Below are 20,260 nucleotides of genomic sequence, written 5' to 3'. Positions count from 1 at the left end.
AAAATAAGAAGTCAATTCGAATATTACTATTTCTTATATAAAATATTTTATTAAACATCAATATATAATTCACTTACTTTTTTTAAACGATTGATGTCTATTTCTATACCAAAACCAGGGGTTGGTTTAGATGAATAATAGCCATTAGCTTCTTTTTTGGTAGCAATACTTTGCAAACATTCTAAATAATTTTTAGAATCTTCTTTTTTCTCTATAGCTTCTACCCAAGCTGCACCTAAACCTATTGCTATTTGCTGCCATGCAGAACATGCTGGCCCTACCAAACTATCATCACCTATCATCACTTTAGCTCCCATTTCTTTTACCTTATTTGCTAATTGTGTTGTATGTGTTAAGCTACCCATTGTAGATGGATGTAAATTATAAATACCACCCATGCCCTTTTGTAATGTTTTAATTCCTTTCCAAGCTGGTCGCAAGGGTGCGTCTGGTATTAAAGTTAGTGCGCCAACCATTTCTTGTAATTGTATCCATTGCTTGGTGTTTAAATGTGCCGGATCTTCAATAGCATTCAATCCATGATCTTTAAAACGGACTAAAATTGATTTTAATTCGTCTAGTGATTGCCATTTTTTATATCCTTTATTAACATCAGAAATAATTACAGCTTCATCACCTAAAACACCTTTTATAGTATTCAACAACTTCATATCTACTAACTCATCACCATACATTTTAAATTTCAAGTGATGGCCTAGATTCTGTTCGATACTTTTTTCGGCCTCTTCTCTCACTTTTTTTTCGTCTTTATCTAGTATGCAATATAACCCAGGCACAGAATTTTTTGCTGTTAAACCTAATAAATCTACTGCAGGTTTATTTTGAAGTCTTCCAGACAAATCTAAAAGTCCCATATCTAAAGATTCTAACATTTTTAGAGATCTTTTAGAGCCTAAAACTTGTTCTGATACTAATATTTTTTGAGCTTCTCTTAATGTTAAACCCTTAAACTGTTTTAAATATTTAACCCAAGCGGTAGGTTTAAAATCTGGATTATTTTTAGATGCAGGTGTCTCTGTCCAGCCATAAAAATCTCCTGCAGATATTTTAATAAATAAATGTTGGCGGTTGTGCCAAGTACCCCAAGAAAAATAACGAGGGATGTTAATATCATACCGAAACAACTCGATTTTTGTAATCTTTTCGTTTAAATATGCTGTTTCATTTTTACTTGTACAGTTACTTAATAAAGGATAAGTTACACCCATCATACCAAGTGCAGAGATACTTTTTATAAAATGACGTCTATTTGTTTTCATCTCAAAATTATTCAAAAAAGTTAGTATTAATAAAATTCTTAAATTGAAAATATTTAAACTAAATGTATTTTAACGATAGATTCTAATAATCCTTAAATATATTTCAAAAGAAATAAATAACTGTCCTGCACTAGTAAGATATAAGTAATTAACATCTTAACAGCACAAAAATATGCTGTAAAACACCTATATGATATTAACAGGACACAACAGGATATTTGATTGAAATACATTTGATAAATTACAACATCAATTTTAAATTTTCAACAAACACTTAAATTAACCTTATGAAATATTATAATTTATATCTCATTTTAATTGCATTCACTTTTTTTTCGTGCAATAAAGATCAAACACCCTGGAAAAACCTAATTCTACAAGATTCTTTAAAAGATTGGAATATTAAAGGAGGTAATGCAACTTATAAAAATGAAAACGGAGTAATCATTGGGACTACCGTAGCCGATACTCCAAACACTTTTTTATGCACCAATGAAATGTATTCTAATTTTATTTTAGAAATTGATTTTAAAGTAGATTCAACTATGAATTCTGGCATTCAAATACGCAGTAATTCAATCCCATATTATAGAGACGGAATGGTACATGGATATCAAGTAGAGATCGATCCATCAAAACGTGCTTGGAGTGGAGGAATTTATGACGAAAAAAGAAGATTGTGGTTAAATCCTTTGAAAGATAATGTTGCTGCTCAAAAGGCTTTTAAACAAAATGAATGGAACCACTATCGAATTGAAGCAATTGCAGACACTATTAAAACTTGGGTTAACGGAGTGGCTGCATCTCATTTAATTGATGATAAAAATGCTGCCGGATTTATTGGCCTACAAGTGCACTCTATTGGAAAAAATAAAAAGAATTTAGGCAAACAAACCCTTTGGAAAAATATTAGAATTTTAACCACAGATTTAGATACATATGCCAGAAAATCTCCACTAAAACCAATTATCACCAAAAATAATCTAACATATCAAGAAAAGAGAACTGGATGGAAAATGCTTTGGGACGGAAAAACAACTAATGGTTGGAGAGGAGCTAAATTAAATGAATTTCCTAAAAAAGGGTGGTCTATAGAAAATGGAGAATTAACCGTTGCCGATACTGGTGGTGCAGAATCTACTGCAGGTGGAGATATTGTAACCACAAAAGAGTACAGTGATTTTGAATTAAAAGTAGATTTTAAATTAACTGCTGGTGCAAATAGTGGTATTAAATATTATGTAGATACAGAAATTAATAAAGGTCCAGGTTCTTCTATTGGTCTAGAATATCAGATTTTAGATGATGCCTTACATGAAGATGCTAAAAGAGGTTCTTATGAAGGAAGTAGAACCGTTTGCTCTTTGTACGATTTAATAAAAGCTGACCCAATAAAACCTTTAAAACCAATTGGAGAATGGAATAATGCTTACATTAAATCGATAAACAATCATGTAGAGCATTGGGTTAACGATGTTAAAGTTTTAGAATATGAACGTGGAAGTGAAGAATTTTTAAAACTTGTTGCTGGAAGTAAATATGAAAAATGGCCAAATTTTGGAATGTTAGAAAAAGGTCAGATTTTATTACAAGATCATGGAGATAAAGTATCATTTAGAAATATTAAAATTAAAGTTCCTAATACTAAAAAGAAAAAATAATGAACACTTCTAGAAGAAATTTTATAAAAAAAACAGCTACTGCTGCTGCAGGAATTGGCTTGGTAGGTTCTGCTAACGCGATGTCTGCAAAAAGTTATAATAATATTATTGGCTCAAATGACAGAATAAACTTAGCTATTCAAGGATTAGGAAGAAGATATTTTGGGTTTATAGATGGTATTGCTGCCAAAGAAAATAATGTTCGCTTAAAATATTTGTGCGATGTAATGCCTAGTCAATTAGAAAAAGCGCAAGAAAAAGTTAGCAAAAAAATTGATTATAAAATTAAATCTGAAGAAGACATCAGAAAAATTATTAATGATAAAGATATAGATGCCATTTTTATGGCAACACCAGATCATTGGCACACCCCTGGGGCAATTATGGCAATGCAAGCAGGCAAGCATGTGTATTTAGAAAAACCTTGTAGCCACAATCCGCATGAAAATGAATTGGTAGTTGCTGCTCAAAAAAAATACAATAAAATTGTACAAATGGGCAATCAGCAAAGATCATCTTTAGAAAGTCAAGAAATTATTACAGAAATACATAATGGCGTTATAGGCGATGTGTACAAAGCTGTAGCATTTTATACAAATCGAAGAGGCGAAGTTCCTGTTCCTGTAAAAGCTGCACCACCTAAAGGATTAAATTGGGAATTGTTTCAAGGTCCATCTCCAAGAAAAGAATATACTCATGATACTTGGAATTACAACTGGCATTGGTATGGTTGGGATTTTGGAACTGCAGAAATGGGAAACAATGCAACGCATGAATTAGATATTGCACGTTGGGCTTTAGATGTAAAATATCCAGAATATGTTGATGTAATTGCCGGAAAAAGACAGTTTAAAAGCGATGGTTGGGAAATGTACGATCAAATGGAAGCCACTTTTAAATTTGCAAATAACAGAGTCATTCAATGGGATGGAGATAGCAGAAATGCGTTTCAAAAATATGGTAGAGGAAGAGGAACTATTATTTATGGATCTAAAGGCTTGGTATTTGTAGATAGAGGTGGTTATGAATTGTATGATCTAAAAGGAAAATTAATTAAAGAAAAAAAATCTGGAGGAAAAGAAGGTGGACTTACCCTAGGTGGTGGTGGCAATTTAACCACAAGACACGTAACTAATTTTTTCGACGCAATTAGAGGGAAACAAAAATTAACATCTTCTATAGAAGTAGGTGCAGTATCTCAAATGTTAACTCATTATGCAAACATTTCTTATAGAATTAACAAGGGTTTTAATGTTGATGAAAATTCTGGGAAAATTTATGACAGAGATGCTATGAAGCTTTGGTCTAGAACTTATGAACCTGGTTGGGAACCTAAAATATAAAACTTGAAAAGACGTAACTTTATAAAAAAAACAGGAATTGCCTCAGCAGGAATTTTAACTACAAACTCCTTATTTGGCAATATATCAAACCTTAGATATAGCCCTAATAACACAATTAATCTTGGCGTTATAGGTACTGGCCAAAGAGGTGCAGGTTTAACATCAATCATTAATAAAATAGAAGGAATTAATGTTATTGCTGCTTCGGATATCATTCCTTTTCGATTGCAAAATGGTATTGCAAAGTCTAATACCAAAACCAAAGGATATAAAAACTACAAAGCGCTTTTAGACAATAAAGATGTAGATGCAATACTAATTGCTACGCCTTTTAATACGCACACTAAAATTGCTATTGATGCTTTAGATGCTGGCAAACACGTTTATTGTGAAAAAACTTTGGCAAAAGGATATGAAGGCATTCAAGAATTGGTAAATAAAACAAAAGCTTCAAAGACTATTTTTCAAACAGGACATCAATACCATAGCTCAAGATTATACACACATGTTGTAGAATTAATTCGTCAAGGAAAAGTAGGAAATATTACTGCTTTTGAATGTCAATGGAACAGGCATGGCAATTGGCGAAGAAAAGTACCAAATCCAAATTTAGAAAAAGCAATTAATTGGAGAATGTACAGAGAATTTTCTGGAGGTTTAACTGCTGAGTTATGTTCTCATCAAATAGATTTTGTAAATTGGGTTTTAGGTGAAACCCCTACACAAGTGATGGGTGTAGGAGGCATTGATTACTGGAAAGATGGTAGAGAAACTTATGACAATGTACATCTAACATATTCATACGCTAATGGAGTTAAAGCAAAATTTTCTTGTTTAACGAGTAACGCTAAAGATGGATATCAAATAAAAGTTTTAGGAGATAAAGGAACCCTAATTATTGATTATAAAGATGCTTGGTTTTATCCTGAAGGGAAGAAAAACAAAATAATGGGTGAAGTTGATGGTGTAAGTGGCGCTACTGCTCAATGGGATAGAAACAAAGGCTATAACATAAACATAGAGCACCTAGACCCTAGTAAACAAGCATTGTTAGATTTTAAAAATGCTATTACAAATAACAAAACACCTTTATCTAATATAACTTCTGGTGCAAAAACAGCTGTTTGTGTTCAAATGGGATTAGATGCTATGTATCATAATAAAATTGTAAAGTGGAATGATACTATTATTCTATAAAACCTTTAACTCACTGTTATAGATATTGCCATTTGTTTTGTTCCTTTTTCAAAATATACTTCTAAAGGTAATGCTTCAACTCCGGGTACCATATTAAAGGTTCTTTTTCCTGAAATTTCTTTGGTTTTAATAGCTGCATTTGCAGTAATAGTTACTAATCCTTCTGGTTTTTGAATGGTAATTTCATTTTCACTTACGTTAGTTACCAATTCACTTGAAGGAGAAACTATTGGCAATACAAAAGCAGTTGGTGCTTTAATGTCTTGTTGTGTACTTACTTTAATTTCTGTTTTGTTAGCATCACAATTATATGCAATATCAAAGGAAACAGCAGTTCCTGAAACCTCTTCTCTATTTACATTTTTTAATTTCGTTTTAGCAAGCAATTCAATGGTTCCATTTTCATCCTTAGATTTAACTGTTGCTGGCAAATCGTACAAGTTTGTGTACCAAACATCGTCTTTATATACTTCAACTCTTGGCGTTAAACAAATGTCTTTTCCTGGTTGTACCTGTTGATTGTTTTTTTCAACTAAAGCGTATTCTGCCATACTTGCAGCACACAAAAGCCCTACTTTGTTATGATATAAAACACCTAATGCTCCACCAGAAGCTTGTCTATAATCGTATTTATAGTGATATTCTGCGTCATAAGCACTTACGGTTCCTCGCCAATCTCCTCTTGCAAAAAGAAAGACATCTAAGTCTTTAAAATGTTTTACACCATTTGCAGTAGTTCTTGGTAAATTAGCATTAGAGTTTATTTCTGGTAAATGATCCCAATGATCTAACAATGCTGCTAAGGGTTTTGCATGTGTAAATGTATGATGTACACAAGGTGGAATACCGGCTTCTATAAAACCAGGACCACCATGAATTAAGCCACCCGAAGTACAACGTTGTAACAATTCCGTATTTTTTACAGCTGCTGTTCCAAATGCTGGATTGATGTTTGCCATCATTCCAAATGCTGGCTGGCTACCGTCACAAGTTCTGCTTCCCCAATAACTCCATTTATACATTCTGTTACCCCAACTGTTGTCCCAAGCACCATCTGGTAACATAAATTCTAAATGACTATTTAACGATTTGGTTAATATTTGCAGTAGTTCTTCATCTTTTTCTTTAATAGCATACATTACCAAACTATTTAAAGTTTCTTCTACATTATACCCTAAATCAACCCCATGCAGTCCTTTTTCACTTAACTTGCTTGAGCTCTTTTTACATTCGCCAAATAACATCCCTTCATTTTCTGTAAAATAACCTTTTACTTGAGATGCTAATGTTTTACTCTTGGCTTTAAAATCTTTTCTATTTAAAACATTGCCAATCAAGTTCAATCCATATACTGCCGTTCCTGGATAATTGATGTTCGTAAAATCTATGGTAAATTCTTTATAAATATAATCTCCTGCTTTTTCTAGACGATTTGTCCAAGCTTGTTTTGTGGCATCATCTAAAACATGGCCATGATAATGCAATGCTTCCGCTAGCGCAATGGCTCCAAAAACAGTAATTCCTTTCCAAGATTTTGGATTTTTAATAACAGTCCAAGCACCGTTTGGTTGAGAAACATTGTTCTCTGCCCAAGTCATAACCAATTTTGCACCTTCTACATATTTTTGATCTCCAGTTGTATCTGCCATATATAAGAAAGGATACACAGCATCCATACATCTACCATGAATATGTGAACAAGATGGGCAACCCAAAGCACCATGAATCTCTAAATTAGTAGGATCATTAATTTGCACTTTTAACATACCATCACTCCAATCTTTTAACAAGTTTGAAATTAGATTTTTAAACTCTAAAGAGTGTTCTGGTTGATGGGAACAAGCATTTAGTATACCAGACATTGGTAATGATAAACCAACACCTGCAAATGCTGAAAGTTGAAGAAAATTACGTCTTTTCATTTAGATTTTATTTAAGCAAGTAAATTATGAAGATACTATTTAAAACGCATCCTGTTTTATCCTGTTTAAAAAAATAAAAAATGTAATATTCTTAATTTATAATCAGTTTTTTAAAGTATACTTTTTGATTGTTATCTATAACTTTTATTAAATAAATTCCGGCTTTAAATCTATTATTATTGATAATTTCTATGCTTTCTTTTACATTCGTTTTTTGATATACCTTTTTTCCTAGAACATCATAAATACCTATGGTAGCATTTTCAATATTATTTAACTGAATTTTAAAATTATTTTTTGCCGGATTTGGGTATGTTTTTATTGAAGATAAAGTAACCTGATTCTCATCAATACTTAAAGACTGATTTTCTACCTCTGCTTTCTGATAGGTTGTATTTGCCCATCTAATTTGAGCTCTACCACCCTTAACACGATATGCACCATATCTTATTTTAGATTGTGTTCCTCTTTCTGGGTCAGGAATATTCCAATTAAAAACCGTTCCTCCTATTACTGCATTGCAATAATGTATTTTTTTTGATGCATCATTTGGGTCTTCTTTAAAGCCAATCTCTAGTTCAAAGCTAGTTTGCTCATCCTTAAGTATATTTTTTAGAAAAACAACTTCTCTACCACTTCCAGATCCACCGCGAACTAAAATACGCTCTGCATAAATATCAAACGAGACTTGCTTTCCAGAATTTGAACCTGTACCGTATACTGGTTTTGCTAAATATAGACAAATTGCTGGATCTGGAGAACCACCACCACCAGTATGCTTTCCTTTTGCTTGAATTAAATAACTACCATCATTATTGGTTCCTGAGGTATCTCCAACTTCAAGAATTCTTACAATTCCAGAGAATTTTGCAAAACTGCCCACACCTGTTTTAAGAGAAGCACTTAAGGCTCTTTCAATTCGAGGTTGTAAAGAAGAACCGAATTGATTAGAATTGTGTGTTATGTTATAAATACCCCAAGTTTTACCGTAAACATCACTTTCCTTGTAATTTGCGTAACAACTTCTATCATCAATAGCACCTACATTAACAGGATTTGGTAAATCATCAGACGTTCTTGTAGCATTTGCTCCATCGGCATTACAAGTTGTATACGAACCTGTATCTTCATCAGGCGCTGTTGCTTGCCCTCTTAAATAGACTGAAAAAAACACAAAACTGAAGAATAATAAAGGTTTTAATATATATAATTTCATAATATTTTGTTTTTTTCTTTATTAATTTTAGAAAAAAACTCAGAAATTTTTCTGAGTTTTTTTATGTTTTAAGAAATGTGATACTCTTAGTTTATAATCAGTTTTTTAAAGTATACTTTTTGATTGTTATCAATAACTTTTATTAAATAAATTCCGGCTTTAAATTTATTATTATTGATAATTTCTATGCTTTCTTTTACATTCGTTTTCTGATACATCTTTTTTCCTAGAACATCATAAATACCTATGGAAGCATTTTGAATATTATTTAACTGAATTTTAAAATTATTTTTTGCCGGATTAGGATATGTTTTTATTGAAGATAAAGCAACCTGATTCTCATCAACACTTAAAGATACGCTTGTTGGTATAGCTTCCCAATGACTTCTTGTATCTGTTTCATTGGCTGCAATATTAGTAACATCTCCATCTTCTTCATGATATAAATATCTTGCATTATTTCTCGCTTCGAATCTAAATATATTTTCTGTTCCTGTTTCATGTATGGTCCATACTTTATCTGTATCTGCAGCTGGAGAAGCTTTTGAGGTACTTACCACAGAACCATCACCTATAGCACGTAATATTCCAAATGTTTCACTATCTATGTTATAATAAGATCCACTTTGTACTAAAGTCCAGTGTGTGTTTGTTGCTTCACCCGAATCTGTCATCGAAACAGGTGCAGCACCTGTTCCTGCATCTGTTAAAAATTTACCTGTAGCTACATTTCGTAATCTAAAAATATCATCAGATGGTTCTGCAGTATTATTATCTACTACTTCTACCTTCTGATAGGTTGTATTTGCCCATCTAAATTGAGCTCTACCTCCCCTAACTCTATAGGCTCCATATCTAATACCAGATTCTATACCTCTATCTGGTTCTGGAATGTTATAATCAAAAGCTTCTCCCCCAATTACGGCATCACAATAATGAATTTTTTTTGTAGCATCGTTAGGATCTTCTCTAAAGCCTACTTCTAACTCAAAATCAACTTCTTCATTTTTACTTACTGTCTTTAATAACACTATTTCTCTACCACTTCCTTCTCCTCCTCTTTCTAATATACGTTCTGCATAAATATTAAAAGCTACCTGTTTACCTGCATTAATACCATCTCCATAGATTGGCTTCGCTAGAAACAAACAAATTGCTGGATCCGGAGAACCACCACCTCCGGTATGCTTTCCTTTTGCTTGTATTAAATAACTACCATCAGCACTTCCACTACCATTCCCAGAAACATCTCCTACTTCAAGAATTCTAAAAGTTCCTGTAAATTTTGCAAAACTACCCACACCGGTTTCACTAGATCTAGGTAAAGAGCGTTCTATTCTTGGCTGTAATGAAGCTCCATCCCAATGATTAGAACCTGCTGTAATATTATAAACACCCCAAGTTTTTCCATTAACTTCACTTTCTGAGTAATCTGAATAACAACTTCTATCATCTGCAGTACCTACATTAACAGAATTTACGATATCTACATTTCTTGTGCTATCGTTTTGAAATTCACCTGATGACGGACAATTAAAATCTGTACTTGTATCTTCGTCTGAAGCGACTACAACTGGAGTTTGCACATAAGGAATAAGTTTCCAATTACTTCTATCATCAGTATCTGCAACTACAGCATGGGTTACAGTTCCATTAGCATCATGATACATAAACCTACCTGTAGTTCTAGAACCAAATCTGTAAGTATCATCTGTTGTGTTATGAGAAATTGTCCAAGTTTTGTCAGGATCAGAAGCTGGCGAAGCTTTAGTTGTACTAACAACCACATATGCTCCTACTGGACCACCAGCTCCTGGCGCACGTAATATTCCTAAGATTTGACTATCTATATTATAAAAAGACCCACTTTCTACAAATTTAAAATGTGTACTTGGTGTTTCTTCATCTAAATCTGTCATAGAAACAGCTGTAGCACTAACCCCAGAATCAGTTAAAAATTTACCTGTCTCCACATTTTGTAACCTAAAAACACCATCTGATGGAGGTGCATCTTGCGCTGCTATAAAAACAGAAAAAAATGTAAAACAGAAAATTAATAGTGAGGTAAAAGTACTTTTTTTCATAATTGCTAAATTTGTAATAGGTTTAAAGGTAAATCTATGTTATGTCTTTAGCGAAAGTATCCTGAACTATCCTGAAACACAACTATTTTAACATCTATTTTAACAATAAAGTAGCTTTTAAAATAACAGGGCCAATTAATCCCGCTTTTTCCAATTCTGTTTCGTTCTTTTTTGGACCCGCTGTTGTCCATGTTTTTTTAGCATCTTTTGGCCTCTTATTATCAAAAATTAATTGATTTCTCCAAGTATTTGTAACTTTTATTTCTAAGTTATTTTTTCCTTTTTGAATGGCCTCAGTTACATCAAACTGAAAAGGAGGAGCCCATTTTACCCCTATTTTAATCCCATTACACCATACTTCTGCAATATTGGCAACTTCACCTAATTCTAAAATGGTTGTTTTACCTGTTTCTATTACTTCAACTGTTTTAGAATACGTGGTTGTGCCTGAATAGTGTTTTACAGCATTATTTTCTAATTCAGTTAACGATTTTAATGCATCAATTTGAATTGACTCTGGAGTATCCCAACCTTTATCAAAAGATAATTTCCAATTATTTTGAAGTAACATTTCATTCACAGAAACTATTTTTTTAATTTCTTTTTCATTTTGATGAAACGAATATTCTCCAGAATCTGAAGCAATTAATTGATTTCCTTGAAACGATAATTTTGGAAAGTCATTTGTTTTATGAATTTGATACCACCCTGTTTTTGTGTCTAAAATAACATTGTTATTATGCGAAACTTTAGATGCCAATGCTTTAGAATCACTTTTAGAAAACACAATAATTTTACTTCCATTTGAAGGCAATGAAATAACTACATTAGTTCTATTATTTTCTAACTTCCAAACTTTGGCTTCTTGCTGATTTCCTGTAAAGGCATCCCAAATTTGAGGAGCTAGATTATTTATTCTAAAACTTAAAGAAACATCAACTGGGTTTTCATCTTTAGACGCTACAAAATAAATATGTGCATCTTGGGTTTCTCTGTGAATCCAATTTATATTTAAATTTTCTGGAACAATTACATCTTTTGTAATTTTCTCTGCTTCTAGAACTTCATCAAGTGTTTTACCCCAATATACGCGCCCTTTTCCTACCTCTTTTAAACCCGCCTTAGTTGTTCCCCATAACTCGTCTGAAATAGCTAATAACTCTTGTAAGTCTTGTGTATCATCCATTAAACTTGGAGAATCTTTCGGTTTATCTCCTAAAACTACAGCTCCATTTAAAACCAATTCTTTAATTTTTTTTAGAGTTGATAACATCATACTCTCAGAATCTCTTAGAGTAATAACCCTGTAATCTCCTCCATTTTCAACATGAATTTTACCCTCATTTACACTTAATTTTTCTTGTAAGATTTCTTGGTTTAAATAGTCGAATTTATATCCTTTAGGAAAGGCATCTAAATCAAAAGGCGGTCTATCAAAATGATCTCCATAATATCTTAATACATCTGCAACATATTCGCCTTGTTGCAATACATATTGATTTCTGGTTAAATATGCTGTCCAATCAGACATATATTTCCACCAAGTTTGTTGCCTTACCAACGGAAAACCAATATTACCACCAAAACTAGACCCTGGAAAAACATCTGTTTGAGGTGTGTGAGAAAACGTATGAAAAACCAAATGATTTACTCCTTTAGTAAAGTTATAATCAATTAAATATTTTACAGAAAACGGATGTTCATTCCATTTTACGCCTACTTGTGTACAGGCTTCTGCAGCTAATTTTGGTTTGTTATACAAATGAACCGCAGATGCCGCATTATAAATTGGTTTTGCATATTCATTTTGCGCTGATGGAGATTTAGGATACCAAAATTCTGTCATTGGAATATCGCTAACACCATAATAACGCATTGGATCTATCGGCAACACTTCTCCTCCTGCTCCTTCTGTATAAACATCTGCACCCATTTCATTGGCTACTGTTGCAAAATGTTTAAAGAAATTATCTATAAAAATATCATCCATGGTTTGACGTAGATCTCTTAAAAACTTTGTAGTTATTTCTGTACTTTCTACAACATAACCCATGGTTGCTGGCAAATAGTTTTTCATAGAATAACCTCTTCGATTTTTAAACTCTTTAAATAAATCTTCAGAATTCATTGTCATAGTTGGCACGTGACTTTCCCAACTATCAATTAATAAGCCATGTAATTTTCCATCTCCTATTGGGCCACCATCTTTAATCAAATCTCCAATCATTCCGTTTTTTAAATGATTTTCTATCGTAACTTTATCTAACTTACTAGATTCCCAACCTGTGGCTTCTGGAACTGCTGGTTTGTTTTTTAGACGCATATTTATATGTCCAAACCTAATGATTGTCCAATTTCCTTCTGGAACGTTCCAACTTAATTTTCCATCAGCAGACAATTTATCAGTAATATTTAAAATAGTTTCTGATTTTATAATAGTGTTTTCTGAAAAAGTGGTATTCACCCCTTTTTCTAGACGTCTTAAGACTTTACCAGCTTTTGCTTCGTGATTGTGTAATTTTGGTTTTGCACTTAGTCGAATGAATTCTGGAGCAATAGCGTGTTTGCCTTTAAAAGTAAACACAAATTCTTTAGCTGTTGTCTCTGGAATTGCCAAAGTTAAATGCTTACGTCTGTCATTCCAATTAGCATCTGGCAAATTTAAAGTGGTAATTTCTGATAATTTCCCATTTACAAAAGCTTCAACTTTAATAGCAGCATCTACCCTTGGATATTCAAAATTCAAAATCATGTGACGAGACTGTGGCAAAACAATTGAACGTATTGTAACCTCTTGATCAAACGTAGTTTTAACAAAAGTTTCTTTATGATTGATTATAGAAATCCCTTGTTTTCTGTAATTTTTTAAAGGTTTGTCTAATTGCGTTGTTTTACGTGTTACAGTAAGTTTAGAATTGGGGTTAAAAATAGCTTCCCAAGGCACTAAACTATTGTTTGTTTCTATTTTAGATGGATTAAAAGGTGCTAAATTATCTCCTTCAATTGTAGGAAAAGCCAACACTTGTACCTCTTTGTAATTATAATCTGGTGTATGATATAAAGAATCGATTTCTAAAACTTCATTGAATTGTTGGTTACCAGAAATATGATAGACCGTTTCTACCATTTCTCTTTGCGCTTCTTCTACAGGAACCCAAGGACCACCTGTCATAGACCAACCAGGACAATTTTGCATGGTAAATTTCAAACCCAATCGCTTGCATTCGTCTGCTGCAAAACGAATCATATCTTCCCATTCTGGAGATAAAATTTTAATTGGTTTTACGTTTGGATAAGATCTTCCTGCTTTGTTAAACAAATGAATACCTTGTATGCCTGCATCTTTAACAGCCTGTAGATCTAATTTTAAACCTTCTTTGCTAATATTATTACCGTTTAAATGAAACCAAGTTTCTGGGTGATATTCTTTTGTTGGGTTTTTAAAACCAATACTTAACTCTTTAATAGTTGGTGATTTTTCTTCTTTAGAATTTTTATTTTCTGATGAATTACAACTTATCAAAAAATAAATTATTGAATAAAAAAATAGTTTGCTATATTTCATTTTGAGTGATTTAATAATGATTTTAATAATTTTATTGAAATATTATTTGTTTAAGGATATGATAAAATGAATATTTTAAAATTTGTCAATTTTTAATAAATTTCAAAAAAACAGGCTTATCCATATTTAATTTGATAAAGTAAACGCCTTTAGAAAGGGAATTAAAATCAAGATTAATAGTTCCGTTTGTTACTTTTTCTATGTTTGATTCTATGATTTTTCCTTGAATAGTATATACCTTTATGGCTAAATTCTCCAAAGATTTTGATACTTGTATTTGTAAACTGTCTTTTACTGGATTTGGATAAAAAGTAATGTTTTTTGAAAGTTTGTTTTCTAAAACGGATAAAGAATACCCCAAACTAAATTCAGAAAATGCTTTCCCATCCATATCTCCATTGATAGTTTTGTCTAAAAAAGTAAGCTCAGTTCCTTTTCCAATATACATAGAAACATCGGTTGTATTTGTTTTAGAAATGGTTCTAACTACTGCAAATCTCCCTGTAAAGGCAATATTTAAATCAGTTAAATTAACAGAAACATTATCAGCATCATTAGATAAAACATAATCTATTATTTCTTGTCCATTTACACTAGAAGTCACTTTTACACCCACCACTTTATTATTTTCTGTAATATTTTCTGTAGATTTTATAGTGCTTTCTACATTTGAAGAAGGTTCATAAATTGCAATAAAAGGCTGATTCCAAGCTCCTCCATATTTACGCATAATAAACATTTGGGTATCTTTTTGATCATAACCATTGCTTACTTCTTTTGTTGGTGGTGCTAAAGCTGTACTGTATTCTTTATCAATTCCTGCAGGAACAGCTACGTGTAAATAAGCGTTTGTAACTTGCAAATCGAATCTTGCAGTTATGGCATCACTGGTTTCTGTTGATGTTTTTGCATCTGCAAACCATCTCCAACCTGGTTGTTTTCTGTCATCTCCAACATCATTTTGATATCTGGTAGGAGAAGCTGTTAAATTCAAAAGGTTGTCTCCTGTTTTTATTTGCATCTGATCTCCTAAACCGTGAAATAAATAATCGTGAAAATTATTGTTTGTATTCGATTTAGACCTGAAAACGTCTACATAATAGCCAGATGTAGCACTGGTTCTAATAATACTATTGGTCCTCTGTTGTTTAACATCATTTATAGTATCATCTAAAAACTGGGTAGAAAAACTAAAATTTGTAGCAATCGGATTTTCATACGGCTTGGGTTCTACAGCTTGTAAAACAATAGGATCTACAATGTTTTGCCATGTGCCATTTCCATTAGTTTTTGCACCTCTGCCAGAAGTTCCGTTTACGATAATTGTATTATGTGCTGCATAAGAAACTGCATATTGTTCGTGAATATCAGAACCATAAGAATCATTTCCGTAATCTGGTCCAATAACATAACCTGCTCCATAAATTTCTAAATCTAAGCCAGAAGCATGTGCATGCACATAAGTTCCACCTCCTGTATAATACATCAATCCATTTTGTTTATCATCTACACCAGTATAATTTCTTTGCATTACAACACCAGCATGTGTTGCTTTTTCTGTTCCGTATTTTGGAGCTCCAGCATCACTTACAGAAGCAGGAATATGAACGCCCCATAACAATTGTAATGGATTGTTCCATTCTAATCTTTGGTTTTCTATTATTGGATTGTAACCACCATCTTCTTTGTAAATTTTCTGCAAAGTAGTTAAAGCTTTATCTTTTAACTCTGCATAATTTTTTCTGTCTGCTATTGCTAAAACGCTTCTAAAAATAGGATCGTGCTCTGTAAAACTTCTTCCGATATCTCCATAAGCCATTGTTGCTCCATTTGGATATAAAAAATTCTCGTATGTAAATATGCTTTCTATAATATCTTGATTGTTTTCAACTAGATTTAAATCTGGTTTGTAACGATCTATAATATTCATTAATTGAATAAAAAGTGCGTGTGTAAACTTTCCATAACCAACAGATTCTGGCCATAAACGATCTTGGTCACTAAATCTATTTAGCATCCATGTGATTCCGTCTTGCTTAGCATCTCCATTCCATAATTTATTAAAGAAAATTTCTCTTGTTATATCAACTTCCATACACAGTACGCTATATAAAGCACCAGGAAGTTCTAAAACTGAATGATTAGAATTTACACCACCAACTTTTAAAACGTTATTTGTCATCACTTCAAACGCTTTTTGAGAAGTTTCAAAATTAAAAGCTACTTGTGTGTTTAAACCTAAATCGTACACTGTTTTTCCTGAATTTGAGATAAAAGGCTGCACAAAATCGTACATTATTGCAACTCTTGGAAATAATTCTCTGGGCGGAATTAAATGATTAAAACTTGGGGTATAAAACTGAAAAGTTAACGGATCTTTGGTGCTAATCATTTTTACATATTGATGCAAAATATCTGCTGCTATTTGGGCATATCTTTCATCTTCTGTTAAATAGTATAACATTGCACATTCAACACCTATATTTAATCGAGTTCTGTGCACGGTTCTATCTCCAGGAATAGCAGGAATTAAATTTATTTCTGCTGAGGGATTATTTGCATGTGTTGTTAATATTGAGGCTTGACGTTGTTTTAATTGATTAAACAAGCTACTTGCCCAAGTATGATTTGAAATATTATCTAAAATACTTTGTTTATCTGATGGAGAAACCCAAATATGTGGATGTAATAAAGATTGACTAGAAGATACTTGCGCAGATTCATTTAATAAATCTAACATTTCTATATTATCAAAATCAAACACACCTGTTCCTGTGCTTGAAGTTGCTTGGATTTTAAAACCTGTAATAGCTCCTTTTGGCGAATCTGTATTTTTCAAAGAAAAGTTTTCTATAACTTTAGTCTGCCCAATCCAAACATCCATTTTACCATTAGCTACACTTTCTGAAATACTATTTGGAGCTGTATACGTTTGGGCTGTTTCTTTACTATTTACAATAAAAGTAATAGTTTGTTTTCCTGAAAAAGTAGCAGAACTTGGAGCACCTCCAATATTATCTATAGAAGAAACTCTAAACTCACCTTGGTTTCCTCTGGTGCTAATTCCAAATCTACTTGCGTAATTAGACGAACTACCAGCAGAAGCACTTGTAAAGGTTGATCCCACAAAAATTGCAAAAACATTATTTTTATTTAACTCGTGATTTGTAGCTTCAAAATCGAATTTTAACTGAACAAATTCGGGTTTTGTTTCAAAAGCAATGTTTTTATAAGCATACATTGTACCTGTGCCAGTTCTGTTAAAACGCAAGGCACCATTCGTTATGCTAGTTGTAAAATTAGTTCCATTTATAGAAATTCCGTTAAATTTACTTTTACTTGGAGATGAACTTACATACTCTTCAACTGATGATGAAGCACTAAAGTCTTGGTTAAAAAGTTGTGCTTTTATTGGTTTTGAAAACCCAAAAATTAAAAAAGCGATGCAAAGTTTTTTTATCATTTTAAAATATATTAAAAGAAATACAATCTTTAATATTAATCTATTTTAAAAAGTAATTTATCCTGTACTGTACTGAAACATTCGATAAATAAATGTTCTTCTTTATATTAATAAAGTTCATGCATAAAATTGTTTACTAATATATTAAAAATGACACCATTAAAAAGCCTCATATTATTTTATAATATGAGGCTCTTATATTACAAAAGGAAACTATTTTACACGAAGAATAGCTTTCTTTAAATCTTTTTCTTGTGAAGATGCTCCCACAGAAATAGTAAAAGTACCTGGCTCTACCACTTTTTTCATTTGTTGATTTAAAATATTTAACTCATCAAATCCTAATTTAAAAGTAACAGTTTTGGTTTCTCCTGGTTGTAACGAAATGCGTTCAAAACCTTTTAACATTTTGTTATAACGCCCAACAGAAGCAAAATCGTCTCTTACATACATTTGTACTACTTCATCTCCAGCTCTCTCTCCTGTGTTTGTAACATCAACTGAAACTGTTGTACTTTCATCAATAGAAATACTAGCGTTTTTAAATTTAGGAGTGCCGTATTTAAATGTGGTATAACTTAAACCAAATCCGAAAGGAAATAAAGGCGATTTATCTGCATCTTTAAACTGCCCTTTTCCTGATCCAATAAAATCTGGACGCTGTAAATAAGTTACTGGAACTTGCCCTACAGATCTTGGAAAAGAAACTGTTAATTTTCCTCCTGGATTTACATCACCAAAAATAGCATCTGCAATAGCATCTCCAGAACGCATACCTAAATACCACGTTTCTAAAATTGAAGGGATATTTTCTGCTACATAATTGATTGATAATGGTCTACCATTTATTAAAACAGCGACTACTGGCTTACCTGTTTTATGAATTGCTTTTACCAATTCTTTTTGTACACCATATAAATCTAAATCTGCTCTATCTACGCCTTCTCCACCTGTTTTTCTAGAGCCACCAATTACTAAAATTACAGCATCCGACTTTTTTGCTGCTGCAATTGCTGCAGGAAATCCTTTTTTAGAATTGCTTAACAAATCGCAACCTTTTGCGTAATTAATTTTTACTTTATCGCCAACTTTAGCTTTAATACCATCTAATGCCGAAACATAAAATGGTGGCAATCCTGAATAACCTCCTAACAAAGAATAGGTTCCCTTTGCTGGTCTTTCTTCATGAGCATTTGGGCCAATAACTGCTAACGACTTTATATTAGAGAGGTCTAAAGGCAAAACATTATTTTCATTCTTTAATAAAATAATTGCTTTTTTTGCCATTTCATAAGAAAAATCTTGATGTTCCTTTCTACCAGCATTTATTGTTTTAGTATCTATTTCTTTTGGTGCTGTATCAAATAAACCCAATTGATATTTTGCGGTTAAAATACGAGATGTTGCTTTGTCAATATATTTTAATAATTTTGGATTCTTTGTTACAGTATCTTTCAGTACTTTAGAATTATAGGCTGCTAACTTCTCATTCTTTCCAATAACCAAGTCCATATCTACACCAGCTTTTAGACCTAAAATAGCTGATTCTGTTCTAGTCTCGGCAATAAAATGCATGGTTCCTAATCGAGCAACATCATTATTATCTGAAACAATAAAACCATCAAAACCTAATTCATCTCGTAAAACATCTTTTAGTAACCAAGTATTCATGTGATTTGGAACTCCATTATAATCTTGATGTCCTGGCATGATAGCACCTACTTTTGCTTCTTTTATAGCAGCTTCAAAAGGTGGTAAATAAACTTCTCTTAAACGACGTTCAGACATATCGCTAAAACCACCATTAATACCACGTCTATTTTCTGGATACCCTATAAAATGTTTTGCTGTTGCAATCACATGGTTTTCATCAAATCGTTCATCACCCATACCTTGTAAACCTTGAATAAATGCAACACCCATTCTAGATACCAAGTAAGGATCTTCTCCATAAGATTCTTCTACTCTACCATATCTTGGATCGCCAGAAATTACATCTAAATTAGGCGAATAAGTATGTGTAACTCCTAAAGTTCTTGCTTCTAGCGCTGTTTGTGATGCCATTTTTTTAACCAATTCGGGCTGCCAAGTAGAAGCAACAGCAATCGCCTGTGGATATGCTGTTGTATTTCCATAATAATCTAGTACAAGCCAAACCCCATGCAATGCTTCTGCATACTTCATATATGGAATTCCTAATCGATCATTTGCAGGAGCATCTTGCGTCATTTCAGCAATTTTCTCATCCAAAGTCATCTTATTGATTAAGTCTGATACTTTTTCTGCTATTTTTTGATCTTTTTCACTCTTTGGTGAAGTTTGATTTTCAGAGGTACATCCAACGAATAGACTTACCAAAAAAACTAAGAAAGCTATTCTTTTTCCTATCGTATTTTTCATTCTTTATTATATTGATTTGTTTATAAAAGTACTTTTATATAGAAAAAGCTCCATCCTGTCTTATCCTGATATAATTAGCTCGTAAAAAAAAATCGAGGATTGAATCCTCGACTTTTAAATTATTCTGAT

General features: G+C 32.3%; 10 protein-coding genes. 3 read left to right on the top strand and 7 right to left on the bottom strand.

Translation table 11 applies throughout. From position 1 onward, the window contains the following. Positions 1 to 50 precede the first annotated feature (50 nt). Positions 51 to 1,280 (bottom strand): enolase C-terminal domain-like protein, encoded by a 1,230-nt coding sequence (locus tag Q0678_RS09965; RefSeq protein WP_299057344.1) that lies wholly within the window; start codon positions 1,278 to 1,280, stop codon positions 51 to 53. A gap of 287 nt (positions 1,281 to 1,567) precedes the next feature. Between Q0678_RS09965 and Q0678_RS09960 the strand changes: the two genes are divergently transcribed. The 3 genes from Q0678_RS09960 to Q0678_RS09950 are packed head-to-tail and all read left to right on the top strand — an operon-like array spanning position 1,568 to position 5,481. Then, a complete protein-coding gene (locus tag Q0678_RS09960) occupies positions 1,568 to 2,941 on the top strand; it encodes a DUF1080 domain-containing protein (protein ID WP_299057343.1) in 1,374 nt (457 codons plus the stop codon). After that, positions 2,941 to 4,284, top strand: coding sequence for a Gfo/Idh/MocA family oxidoreductase (locus Q0678_RS09955; protein WP_299057340.1), 1,344 nt, complete (start codon positions 2,941 to 2,943; stop codon positions 4,282 to 4,284). Before Q0678_RS09960 ends, Q0678_RS09955 begins: the two co-directional genes overlap by 1 nt. Before the next feature lie 3 nt (positions 4,285 to 4,287). Then, complete coding sequence (locus Q0678_RS09950) at positions 4,288 to 5,481, top strand: Gfo/Idh/MocA family oxidoreductase (RefSeq protein WP_299057338.1); 1,194 nt, start codon at positions 4,288 to 4,290, stop codon at positions 5,479 to 5,481. A gap of 5 nt (positions 5,482 to 5,486) precedes the next feature. Here Q0678_RS09950 and Q0678_RS09945 read toward each other — a convergent pair whose 3' ends face one another. The 6 genes from Q0678_RS09945 to Q0678_RS09920 form a co-directional block, all read right to left on the bottom strand. Beyond that, positions 5,487 to 7,403 carry a hypothetical protein gene (locus tag Q0678_RS09945; RefSeq protein ID WP_299057335.1) on the bottom strand — a complete coding sequence of 639 codons (1,917 nt, stop codon included), beginning with the start codon at positions 7,401 to 7,403 and terminating at the stop codon, positions 5,487 to 5,489. A gap of 91 nt (positions 7,404 to 7,494) precedes the next feature. After that, positions 7,495 to 8,619: a T9SS type A sorting domain-containing protein gene (locus Q0678_RS09940; protein WP_299057332.1), complete on the bottom strand. Its 1,125-nt coding sequence runs from the start codon at positions 8,617 to 8,619 to the stop codon at positions 7,495 to 7,497. Between the two features lie 86 nt (positions 8,620 to 8,705). Beyond that, positions 8,706 to 10,703: an RICIN domain-containing protein gene (locus Q0678_RS09935; protein ID WP_299057330.1), complete on the bottom strand. Its 1,998-nt coding sequence runs from the start codon at positions 10,701 to 10,703 to the stop codon at positions 8,706 to 8,708. A 94-nt stretch (positions 10,704 to 10,797) separates the two neighbouring features. Then, positions 10,798 to 14,268 carry a glycosyl hydrolase gene (locus tag Q0678_RS09930; protein ID WP_299057328.1) on the bottom strand — a complete coding sequence of 1,157 codons (3,471 nt, stop codon included), beginning with the start codon at positions 14,266 to 14,268 and terminating at the stop codon, positions 10,798 to 10,800. An 85-nt stretch (positions 14,269 to 14,353) separates the two neighbouring features. Further along, positions 14,354 to 17,731: a T9SS type A sorting domain-containing protein gene (locus tag Q0678_RS09925; RefSeq protein WP_299057326.1), complete on the bottom strand. Its 3,378-nt coding sequence runs from the start codon at positions 17,729 to 17,731 to the stop codon at positions 14,354 to 14,356. A 213-nt stretch (positions 17,732 to 17,944) separates the two neighbouring features. Further along, on the bottom strand, positions 17,945 to 20,131 hold the full coding sequence (locus tag Q0678_RS09920) for a beta-xylosidase (protein WP_299057323.1): 2,187 nt from the start codon (positions 20,129 to 20,131) through the stop codon (positions 17,945 to 17,947). Positions 20,132 to 20,260: the final 129 nt, after the last annotated feature.

It is taken from the genome of uncultured Polaribacter sp., assembly GCF_947497125.1.
Taxonomy (GTDB): domain Bacteria; phylum Bacteroidota; class Bacteroidia; order Flavobacteriales; family Flavobacteriaceae; genus Polaribacter.
Note: the sequence above shows the minus strand (reverse complement) of the source record. Positions and strands in the feature narration are given on the sequence as shown.

Excerpts from the sequence above, each read along its gene's own strand:
- Q0678_RS09965 (WP_299057344.1), bottom strand. The coding sequence starts at position 1,280 with ATGAAAACAAATAGACGTCATTTTATAAAAAGTATCTCTGCACTTGGT.
- Q0678_RS09960 (WP_299057343.1), top strand. The coding sequence starts at position 1,568 with ATGAAATATTATAATTTATATCTCATTTTAATTGCATTCACTTTTTTT.
- Q0678_RS09955 (WP_299057340.1), top strand. The coding sequence starts at position 2,941 with ATGAACACTTCTAGAAGAAATTTTATAAAAAAAACAGCTACTGCTGCT.
- Q0678_RS09945 (WP_299057335.1), bottom strand. The coding sequence starts at position 7,403 with ATGAAAAGACGTAATTTTCTTCAACTTTCAGCATTTGCAGGTGTTGGT.
- Q0678_RS09940 (WP_299057332.1), bottom strand. The coding sequence starts at position 8,619 with ATGAAATTATATATATTAAAACCTTTATTATTCTTCAGTTTTGTGTTT.
- Q0678_RS09935 (WP_299057330.1), bottom strand. The coding sequence starts at position 10,703 with ATGAAAAAAAGTACTTTTACCTCACTATTAATTTTCTGTTTTACATTT.
- Q0678_RS09930 (WP_299057328.1), bottom strand. The coding sequence starts at position 14,268 with ATGAAATATAGCAAACTATTTTTTTATTCAATAATTTATTTTTTGATA.
- Q0678_RS09925 (WP_299057326.1), bottom strand. The coding sequence starts at position 17,731 with ATGATAAAAAAACTTTGCATCGCTTTTTTAATTTTTGGGTTTTCAAAA.
- Q0678_RS09920 (WP_299057323.1), bottom strand. The coding sequence starts at position 20,131 with ATGAAAAATACGATAGGAAAAAGAATAGCTTTCTTAGTTTTTTTGGTA.